The sequence below is a fragment of the Endozoicomonas sp. genome (genome assembly GCF_051008435.1).
Classification (GTDB): domain Bacteria; phylum Pseudomonadota; class Gammaproteobacteria; order Pseudomonadales; family Endozoicomonadaceae; genus Endozoicomonas_A.
This window is the reverse complement of the sequence record NZ_JBPCXO010000418.1, coordinates 1-9,746: the sequence shown is the minus strand read 5'-3', so window position 1 is coordinate 9,746 and position 9,746 is coordinate 1. Positions and strand designations below refer to the sequence as shown.

At 48.6% G+C, this 9,746-nt stretch carries 10 protein-coding genes and 1 pseudogene; 6 read left to right on the top strand and 5 right to left on the bottom strand.

Annotation, left to right across the window (positions count from 1 at the left end; all coding sequences use genetic code 11):
• Nucleotides 1–277 precede the first annotated feature (277 nt).
• Nucleotides 278–685 (top strand): annotated as a pseudogene (locus ACR2PX_RS21170) (hypothetical protein); the annotation flags it as partial.
• Nucleotides 686–851: 166 nt separating this feature from the next.
• Here ACR2PX_RS21170 and ACR2PX_RS21165 read toward each other — a convergent pair.
• The 5 genes from ACR2PX_RS21165 to rplM form a co-directional block, all read right to left on the bottom strand.
• Nucleotides 852–1,607 carry a cytochrome c1 gene (locus tag ACR2PX_RS21165; protein ID WP_434001345.1) on the bottom strand — a complete coding sequence of 252 codons (756 nt, stop codon included), beginning with the start codon at nt 1,605–1,607 and terminating at the stop codon, nt 852–854.
• A complete protein-coding gene (locus ACR2PX_RS21160; RefSeq protein ID WP_434001344.1) occupies nt 1,607–2,839 on the bottom strand; it encodes a cytochrome b in 1,233 nt (410 codons plus the stop codon). Before ACR2PX_RS21160 ends, ACR2PX_RS21165 begins: the two co-directional genes overlap by 1 nt.
• On the bottom strand, nt 2,839–3,432 hold the full coding sequence (gene petA / locus ACR2PX_RS21155) for a ubiquinol-cytochrome c reductase iron-sulfur subunit (RefSeq protein ID WP_434001343.1): 594 nt from the start codon (nt 3,430–3,432) through the stop codon (nt 2,839–2,841). The genes ACR2PX_RS21160 and petA overlap by 1 nt, the downstream gene beginning before the upstream one ends.
• 513 nt (nt 3,433–3,945) lie before the next feature.
• Nucleotides 3,946–4,338, bottom strand: a complete 393-nt coding sequence (gene rpsI / locus ACR2PX_RS21150) for a 30S ribosomal protein S9 (protein WP_434001342.1) — start codon at nt 4,336–4,338, stop codon at nt 3,946–3,948.
• A gap of 12 nt (nt 4,339–4,350) precedes the next feature.
• Nucleotides 4,351–4,779, bottom strand: coding sequence for a 50S ribosomal protein L13 (gene rplM, locus ACR2PX_RS21145; RefSeq protein ID WP_434001341.1), 429 nt, complete (start codon nt 4,777–4,779; stop codon nt 4,351–4,353).
• A gap of 349 nt (nt 4,780–5,128) precedes the next feature.
• Here rplM and ACR2PX_RS21140 point away from each other — a divergent pair, with 349 nt between their 5' ends.
• The 5 genes from ACR2PX_RS21140 to ACR2PX_RS21120 all read left to right on the top strand — a co-directional run.
• The gene (locus ACR2PX_RS21140; protein ID WP_434001340.1) at nt 5,129–6,160 is read left to right on the top strand and encodes an NADP(H)-dependent aldo-keto reductase; all 1,032 of its coding nucleotides are present in this window, start codon (nt 5,129–5,131) and stop codon (nt 6,158–6,160) included.
• 236 nt (nt 6,161–6,396) lie between these two features.
• Nucleotides 6,397–7,743, top strand: a complete 1,347-nt coding sequence (gene glpT, locus ACR2PX_RS21135; protein WP_434001339.1) for a glycerol-3-phosphate transporter — start codon at nt 6,397–6,399, stop codon at nt 7,741–7,743.
• A gap of 530 nt (nt 7,744–8,273) precedes the next feature.
• Nucleotides 8,274–8,951 (top strand): ribulose-phosphate 3-epimerase, encoded by a 678-nt coding sequence (gene rpe / locus ACR2PX_RS21130; protein ID WP_434001338.1) that lies wholly within the window; start codon nt 8,274–8,276, stop codon nt 8,949–8,951.
• 134 nt (nt 8,952–9,085) lie between these two features.
• The gene (locus ACR2PX_RS21125) at nt 9,086–9,514 is read left to right on the top strand and encodes a hypothetical protein (protein WP_434001337.1); all 429 of its coding nucleotides are present in this window, start codon (nt 9,086–9,088) and stop codon (nt 9,512–9,514) included.
• A gap of 33 nt (nt 9,515–9,547) precedes the next feature.
• Nucleotides 9,548–9,746, top strand: a 199-nt coding sequence (locus tag ACR2PX_RS21120; protein ID WP_433997671.1) for a MerR family DNA-binding transcriptional regulator, incomplete at its 3' end; no start/stop codon positions are given.

Below are 9,746 nucleotides of genomic sequence, written 5' to 3'. Positions count from 1 at the left end.
GCATAAAGGCGGTAAAAGGCTGCCAATCTGTAAAAATGAGCAAATCACGTCGGAGATATGGATGTTTTTTGCTCATTTTGTGATTTTGGATATCTGAATAACCTATTCTCGGTCAGGCTCCTAGTCATGGCAAGTAATGTCAGCTCTATGTTAGTTCTCATCTATTTCATTTCTACCTATGCCAAACAAACCTCTCTTTCCCAGAGCTATTGGGTCAGCAATATCGGATTACTGGTCACCCTGATAATGACCCCCCCTTGGCTGTAAGTTATCGGACAGAATTGGACGTAAACCTGTGCTTTACATGGTCTCTGCAGGACTGTTATTTGGCAGCTATCCCCTGTGGTGGATGCTCCATCAGCCCAACCTAATGCTAACCGCTACGGGCATGGCTCTGTTTTCGATGTTGTTTGGTATTGGGCTCTCTGTCAGTACTGTCGCAGTGATTGAACTACTACCCACTGAACTCCGATGCAGTGGTGTTTCTGTAGGGTATAACATTTGCCTGGCACTGTTTGGCGGCACCACCCCTATGGCAGCTGTTTATCTGATACACAGCACTGACGACGTTTTCGCCCCCATCTATTATCTCGGAATAGCGGCGACCCTTTCCTGGATTACAGCAAGCTCTATACCGGAGATGAGTGGCAAGCCACTGTTCACAAAACAGACTTTTCCTGACTGAATTTATTCACAGCAAGAATGGAATTCGTGGGAAACAATGGTGAAAGGCATTTTCAAAAATAAAACCCGACTGGGGAAATAGTCGGGTTTTGGCATCCGTTCATCTAACAGACATCGTTAGATGAACGGCAGTATGGAGAACCCAGGTTCTTACAAGCTACATCACATCAGTGAATATCTTTCCAGTACTCACGCTTGAGCAGCAGAGTTACGATGAAGAGCAGTACCAGGAACAGCAGGACATAAATACCTAACTGTTGGCGCTTTTGCTTCACAGGCTCAGCAGAGTAAGCCAGGAAGTTGGTCAGGTCGTACATGGCCTGATCGTATTCCGCTGGACTCATAGAACCCTTACGCTCAGGATCAACCGTCAGACCACAGATCTTCTCGCCGGTCAGCGGATCACGCTCAGTAGGACTGACACCCTGACAGCTATCGATCTGAACACCCTGAAGCTCCATCAGAACATGAGGCATACCTACATCAGGAAATACCTTGTTGTTCACGCCCCAGGGACGCTTTGGATCTTCATAGAAAGTACGCAGATAGGTGTATACCCAATCATCACCACGAACACGGGTCACCATGGTCAGATCGGGTGGTGCAGCACCAAACCAAACCTTAGCCTCATCCTTGCGCATGCTGTTGATCATCAGATCACCAATCTTGCCAGACTTTGGCACCAGATTCGCCAGCATCAGATCGTGTGGAATACCGATATCGTCGGCTACACGCTCATAACGCTGGAACTGGGTGGCATGACAGCCAGCACAAAAGTTCTGGTAATACATAGCACCACGCTGAAGCGATGCTTTGTCCGACGGGTCGGTTTCAACTGGATCCAGAGGATATCCTGAACCACCCGCCGCATATCCGAATAAAGGAACCAGCGAAAACAACAGGGTAATTATTGCTTTTTTCATTATCCGGTCACCCTCTCCGGTACGGGTTTTGTTTTTTCCCATCGTGTATAGAACGGCATCAGCAGGAAGAATGCAAAGTAGAACAGGGTGCAAAGCTGTGCGATGAGCGTATAAACCACTGTCGCAGGCTGAGTACCGAGCCAGGTCAACATGGCAAAGACAATGGCAAACAGCACAATACCTACCTTGCTGATCATTCCCTTGTAGCGCCAGGATCTAACAGGACTGCGATCCAGCCATGGCAATACAAAGAGAATGGCTATCGCGCCACCCATGGCAATAAATCCACCCAGCTTGGAATCAATCGGACCAATATCAAAGGTGATGGCACGCAGGATGGAGTAGAACGCCCCCATGTACCAAACCGGAGCAATATGAGCCGGTGTCTTCAGTGCGTCTGCCTGTTCAAAGTTGGCATACTCAAGGAAGTAACCCCCCATTTCCGGGAAGAAGAACATGACACTGCAGAAAACAAACAGGAATACCGCAACACCTACCAGATCTTTCACAGAGTAATAGGGGTGGAAAGGAATACCGTCCAGAGGAATGCCGTTTTCATCCTTCAGCTTCTTGATGTCGATACCATCAGGGTTATTGGAACCCACTTCATGCAAAGCAATGATGTGGAGAACAACCAGACCCAGAATAACAATAGGCAACGCAACAACGTGTAGGGCAAAGAAGCGGTTCAGGGTAATCCCGGAAATCAGGAAGTCACCACGAATCCACTGCTGCAGGTCAGGACCAATAACAGGGATAGCACCGAACAGGGAGATAATAACCTGAGCACCCCAGTAAGACATCTGTCCCCAAGGCAGCATATAACCCATGAAGGCTTCTGCCATCAGGGCCAGGTAAATCGCCATACCAAAGATCCACACCAGTTCACGCGGAGCACGGTAAGAACCGTACAAAAGTCCCCGGAACATATGCATATAGACGACAACAAAGAAGAAAGAAGCACCGGTAGAGTGCATGTAGCGAATCAGCCAGCCGTATTCCACATCACGCATGATGTATTCAACAGAGGCGAAAGCCTGTTCAGCACTGGGCACATAACTCATGGTCAGCCAGATACCGGTCAGCAGCTGATTGACCAGAACCAGCAGGGCCAGCGAGCCGAAGAAATACCAGAAGTTAAAGTTTTTTGGTGCGTAGTATTTACTGAGATGATCTTCCCAAACCTGGGTGACGGGAAGCCTGGCGTTAAGCCAATCCATAAAGTTTCCCATTACGCATTCTCCTCATCTTGGCCGACAATGATCACGGTGTCGCTCACAAAGGTATAAGGAGGCACTTCCAGGTTGGTAGGTGCAGGTACTCCCTTGAATACACGACCCGCCAAATCGAACTTGGAACCATGACATGGACAGTGGTAACCACCTTTCCATTCAGGATCAAATTCCATTGGCTTAACTTCAGGCATGTATTTGGGTGAACACCCAAGGTGGGTACAAAGACCAACCAGAATCAGGTACTCGTCCTTGACGGAACGGTACTCGTTCGCCGCATACGCGGGCTGTTCTGACTTCTCGGAATTGGGGTCTCTCAACTTGTCGTCAAGAGACCGGATATTATCCAGCATGGCTTGTGTGCGTCTTACTACAAACACAGGTTTCCCGCGCCATTCAACAACGATCTGCTGTCCCGGCTCAAGCTTACTGAGGTTCACCTTCACAGGAGCACCAGCAGCCTTAGCTTTGGCACTGGGATTCCATGATTTGATAAAAGGTGTAGCGACCCCAACGGCTCCGGCAGCCCCCACCACCGAAGTCGCAGCCACGAGAAAGCGGCGCCGGCTGTTATTTACGCCGTTGTCACTCATTTAACCTACTCTCCCCATCCAGGCAAATGCCCAATGACTTCTTTTAATTCACGGGTGGGATATTAGCAGGGAGTAAAAGAGATACCTCTCTTAGAAGAGAAAAACCTATAGATGACTTTTCCCCCGCCCCCCCTATCAAAGCTCAGTCTGATTATTTTTCCCACCTTGGCAGCAAGGCGTAATGATACTGGTTTTAGCTTCTATACAAAAGCCTTACATGAAGTTTTCCTGAATCTGAGAATCAAACCCTCTAGTTTCAAGACCTCCAGAACCAGCCACCCTGCATTGGCACAACCTTACTCATTCTGCGTCAATCCTGCGTAAGCCGAACCTGTCAGAAAGTAAACTTGATTTACTCAATCAAAAAAGTCCATTTCTTATATAACCCATCCATTCGATCGAACCAAAAAACAATAGTCGTATAATTGTTATGACTTTTTTCTTATGTAAAAAAAAACGCCCGCATAAAGCGGACGTTTTCTACAACAGCGCCTGAAACAGACGCCATTGATATTAACGCTTGGAGAACTGTGGACGCTTACGCGCTTTGCGCAGACCCACTTTCTTACGTTCAACTTCACGAGCGTCACGAGTAACGTAGCCAGCTTTACGCAGAGCTGGGCGTAAGCTTTCATCGTACTGCATCAACGCACGAGTGATACCGTGACGGATAGCACCCGCCTGACCGGAACCACCACCACCAGCAACGGTGATTTTGATGTCAAACTTTTCCAGCAGTTCGGTCAATTCCAGAGGCTGGCGAACAACCATACGAGCGGTCTCACGACCGAAGTATTCGTCCAGACTACGGCCATTGACAGAGATACTGCCAGAACCAGATTTCAGAAAGACACGAGCGGTAGAAGACTTACGACGTCCAGTACCGTAGTATTGAGTCACTGACATAGCTACCCCCGATTAAATGTCCAGTTTCTGTGGCTGTTGTGAAGTATGCGGATGCTCAGTACCGGCGTAAACTTTCAGTTTACGGTACATATCGCGACCCAGAGGGCCTTTTGGCAGCATACCTTTAACAGCTTTTTCGATGACCATTTCTGGCTTGTGCGCAATCAGCTTTTCAAAGCTAGCTGAACGCAGACCACCAGGGAAGCCAGTGTGACGGTAATACATCTTGTTAGACGCTTTACGGCCAGTCACATGAACCTTCTCAGCATTAACAACAACGATGTAATCGCCAGTGTCAATATGAGGTGTGTATTCTGGCTTATGCTTACCGCGCAGGCGGGAAGCAATTTCGGTAGCCAGACGGCCCAGGGTCTTGCCTTCAGCGTCGACCACGAACCAGTCACGTTTTACTGTTTCTGGTTTTGCACTAAAAGTTTTCATTAAATTCGCCTCAGTAGTATTGCAATATGCAATACCTGTTCTTACTTGGCCGCCCCTTACTGAATTCCATATCGAAATCCGCTCGGGGATGAAGCAAGGCTAATAGCTTCAGGCTACGACCTGCTCAAACATGGGGCGCTCAATTGGGAAACGGGAGCAGTATTATATCGTCTGTTTACAGGAATGAAACCCCCTTATGGCAGATTAGAGGGTTCATACGTACCAACTGATACAATTGTTCCGCAAAAATCCTTGAGACACCCGTAAATCCAACGTTATTCTCCCATCCTGAGCCTATCAGGCTTAATCTGACAGACTCTTAAAATCCACCCTCTAGAGCTTGATCTCAATGGAATACAGAAAACTAGGGCGAACCGACATCCAGGTAAGTGCTCTCTGTCTTGGCACCATGACCTGGGGCGAACAAAATACTGAACAGGAAGCTTTCGCCCAACTGGACCGATCCGTGGACTATGGTGTCAATTTTATTGATACCGCCGAGATGTATCCCGTACCTGCCAGAGAAGAGACCTATACCCGAACCGAAACCATTCTTGGTCACTGGTTGAAGAAGCGCGGCTCAAGCAACGACCTGGTCATTGCTACCAAAGTTTGCGGCCCGGGCCTTGACTACATGGACGGCGGACGAATGATGACGCCAGAACATATCCATAAGGCCGTTGATGGTAGCCTCAAACGACTGGGCGTTGAAGCCATAGACCTTTACCAGTTGCACTGGCCTGATCGCAACACCAACTTTTTCGGTAAACTGGGCTATGCCCATCAGAATGGTTTTGACGGTACACCTATAGAAGCAACACTTTCTGCCCTGGATGAACTGGTCAAGGCGGGTAAGATCAAACATTACGGCCTGTCCAATGAAACCCCCTGGGGCGTCATGGAACACCTTCGCCTCAGCCAGGAGAACAGTCTTCCCAGGGCCGTCAGCATTCAAAACCCCTATAACCTTCTGAACCGTTCCTTCGAAGTGGGTCTTGCTGAAATAGCTCACCGGGAGCAGGTAGGGCTGCTGGCCTATTCACCACTGGGCTTTGGCGCTCTGAGTGGTAAGTATATCGGCGGCGCCCGACCGGAAAATGCTCGATTAACCCTCTTCCCTCACTACCAGCGTTATGACTCGCCTCAATCCCGCAGAGCCATCGAAGCCTATGTTCAGCTCGCCAGAGATTCCGGCCTGGATCCTGCTCAGATGGCATTAGCATTTGTCACATCTCGCTCATTCCTGACCAGCAACATTATTGGGGCTACCACTCTGGAGCAACTGGAGAACAACCTGGCTTCCAGTGAACTGCAGCTTTCAGAGTCGCTGCTGGAAGAGATTGAAAACATTCACACCCTGCAGCCTAACCCCGCCCCCTGATCTACCCGCTACAACCTGATAGGGTGCCAGAACCACTGGCGCTCTTCACCCATCACTATTTATCCAAAGAAGCTAAATTAATAGACCTGCTTAATTTTTTTCGCCTATTTTTAGTTTTGTTTACGAGAATGATTCCTGAGCTGTCAGGTATTTTCAGTCGTTTTATCGAGTTACCCAGGAAGGTCAAAAGGCAGCACAACTGCCACTAACAATCCAATCGAGAGCATCAGGGTCGTATGAATAATTTTTTGAGTCCGGCCAGGCATCAGGAACCCATTGCCAGCCAGGATGTCGACAACACTTATAAGCAATTGAGGCGTCAGGTTTTTCTTGGAATTTTTATTGGCTACGCCGGTTACTATCTGGTCAGGAAGAACTTTTCGCTCGCCATCCCCCACCTGGTGGAACAGGGTTTCACCAAGGCGGAGCTAGGCTTTGCCCTTTCTGGCGTTTCTATTGCCTATGGCATTAGTAAATTTCTAATGGGCAACCTTTCTGACCGCAGTGACGCACGAAAATTCATCACCTGCGGTTTGTTATTCAGCGCCATGACTATGATTCTCATGGGCACAATCCCCGCTGCTACCGCAACCATTCCGGCGATGTTCATTCTGCTGTTTTTTAATGGTTGGTTTCAGGGGATGGGCTGGCCCTCCAGTGGCAGGGTTATTGTCCATTGGTTTTCTGTCAGTGAACGGGGCACCTGGGCGGCAACCTGGAATCTGGCTCACAATGTTGGTGGCGGCCTGATTGGCCCATTGGCCATTCTGGGCATGGCGCTGTTTGCCGACTGGCACAGTATTTTCTATTTCGCAGGTCTGGTCGCTATTGGCACCGCTTTTGTTAGCTGGCTGATGGTCAGGGACACCCCTCAATCTTGTGGACTGCCCCCCATAGAAGAGCACACCGGAGACTACCCACACGCCTTTGCTTACGATGATTCTCATGAGAAAGAGTTTTCTGCCAGCGAGATTTTTTTCAAATACGTTTTGAACAATCGCCTGCTCTGGTACATCGCCATTGCCAATGCCTTTGTCTACCTGGTGCGCTACGGCGTTCTGGACTGGGCACCAACTTATCTGGATGAGGCTAAGGGATTCTCAATGACGGACAGCAGTTGGGCCTATTTCTTCTATGAGTTTGCCGGTATTCCTGGAACGCTGCTCTGTGGCTATTTGAGCGATCGTTATTTCAGAGGGCGCCGTGCTCCCGCCAGCCTTGTCTATCTGGCGGCGGTTCTGGTAGCCGTGATCGTTTATTGGAAGAACCCTCCCGGCAATCCCCTTGTGGATAACCTGGCTCTGATCACCATAGGTTTTCTGATTTATGGTCCGGTGATGTTAATTGGCGTTCACGCTCTGGATCTGGTGCCTAAAAAAGCGGCTGGCACAGCGGCGGGTCTGACAGGTCTGTTCGGTTATCTTGGAGGGGCTTTGTTTGCCAATATAGCCATGGGCTTTATCGTTGACCGATACGGCTGGGATGGTGGATTCCATGTCCTGATAGCCGCCTGTATTGGAGCCATGATTATGTTATCCATATCATGGATTGAAGAAGTAAAAACCCACCAACGTATAAGTTGAAAGGGCTAAACCGCTCTCCAGCCAAGACTTTATAGATGACATAAGTCATTTATAAAGTCGGCTACGTTAACCCGGAAACTTCATAAAGTGTCGAGTTTCTCGCTCTGCTATTTTCGGCTGACTCATGTTCTCGTCCTATTCATGCTTATTGCATGGGTTTAGCGAGAAAATGCTGTCAGCCGAAAAAGAGCCAGCGAGAAGCCGACGAGTGATGTTTGTTTATTTTCGTACACATCAAACATTGCACAACTCTGTATTTCCATAGTCTTCAGCCTTTTGAAAGCAGCTTTATGAATGTTCCGGGTTAATTCTTACACTGACCTTCCCATATCAATATTGCTCACCACCGGACTCCAAAACCTGAAGGGTTATGAGCACCTGATGAGTAAAACACCCATGCAAATCAGAGGGATCTGTAGAGGTGCAACCCCAGACCAGATCATCGAACGCACTCAAAAGTCACTGACACAAGAATAACAACAGTCTAAAATCCCCCTCATTTCTGATCAGAAATCACCGGAAACCAAAACATGCGCGACTTTATTATCGCCCCAAGCATCCTTTCAGCTGACTTCGCCCGCCTGGGAGAAGAAGTGGATAACGTGATTGCTGCTGGCGCAGACTGGGTTCATTTTGATGTTATGGACAACCACTATGTGCCCAATCTGACCATTGGCCCAATGGTTTGTAAGGCATTGAGAAAACACGGAGTCACCGCCCCTATCGACGTGCACCTGATGGTCAGCCCGGTTGATCGTATGATTGGTGATTTTATTGAAGCCGGTGCCAGCATGATCACCTTCCATCCTGAAGCTTCTGATCATATTGATCGCAGTCTGCAAATAATCCGTGAAGGCGGCTGCAAAGCCGGTCTGGTATTAAACCCAGCCACTTCACCCGATGTTATTGAATACGTGATCGACAAACTGGACATGGTTCTGTTGATGTCCGTGAACCCGGGCTTTGGTGGCCAGAAATTTATTCCTTCCACCCTGCGTAAACTGCGCCATGTCCGCAAGATTATTGATGAAAGCGGTCTGGATATTCGTCTGGAAGTAGACGGCGGCGTGGGAGTTCAGAACATTCGACAAATTGCTGAAGCCGGTGCCGACTCCTTTGTTGCTGGTTCTGCCATCTTTAATGCTGACGACTATCAAACGGTTATCAACCAGATGCGCGAAGAGCTTTCCAAAGCTGAATCCCTCTGAACTTGACCACTCTGGAGTAGAGTCGCTTATCTGACCTACTCCACCTTCCTGCGCCTCAAAATCTTAAACCTGCTTGCATTTTTACTGAACTATAGTGAAGCCGTTATGGGAAATAGCGCCCAATAAATATGGCTATGAGCATTCAGAAATACGCTTGCAGATTTATTCTGACAATGGGCTTATTAATATCCGCCCAGGATTCTTACAGTGAGTCTCTGGACCTGGAAAGGTGTAAGGCAGAACTCGACCCTCCGGTCATTCTTGATACCCAGGTATTTCTCAATGGTACTCCAACCATTGAGATCACTTTCCAGCCTCCCAAAAGTGAACTGAGACGGATCTGCATGGAAGCCTATGAGCAAGCCGATCTGGCGAATGCAATCTCCCATTGTGAACAGGCCACCAATGCCGGAGATACTTTGTCGAGAGTCATCTGGGGCGCTTCAATATACGCCATGGTGAAAGCAGGTGACGCTAGTCCGGACAGGTTTTCTGAAGCTTATCAACACCTGGAACAAGCCTATCGCGACGGTGAAAAACTATCGGGTTTGAAACAGTATTGAGTAATCTATGATTATCTATCATAATCTCACACTATGGATAAGAGATTAGTCAAGATTGGTGAAGCAGCTCGCTTGCTGGGTACTGACCACTCAACATTGAGGAAGTGGGAGAGTACAGGCGAGTTGCTTCCAGCCAGAAAGACCAAAGGCGGTACACGTTATTATGACGTGGCTGAACTCATGGGATTCAGCAACGAAGCTGCACCCACGCTCTGCTACTGCCGTGTATCCA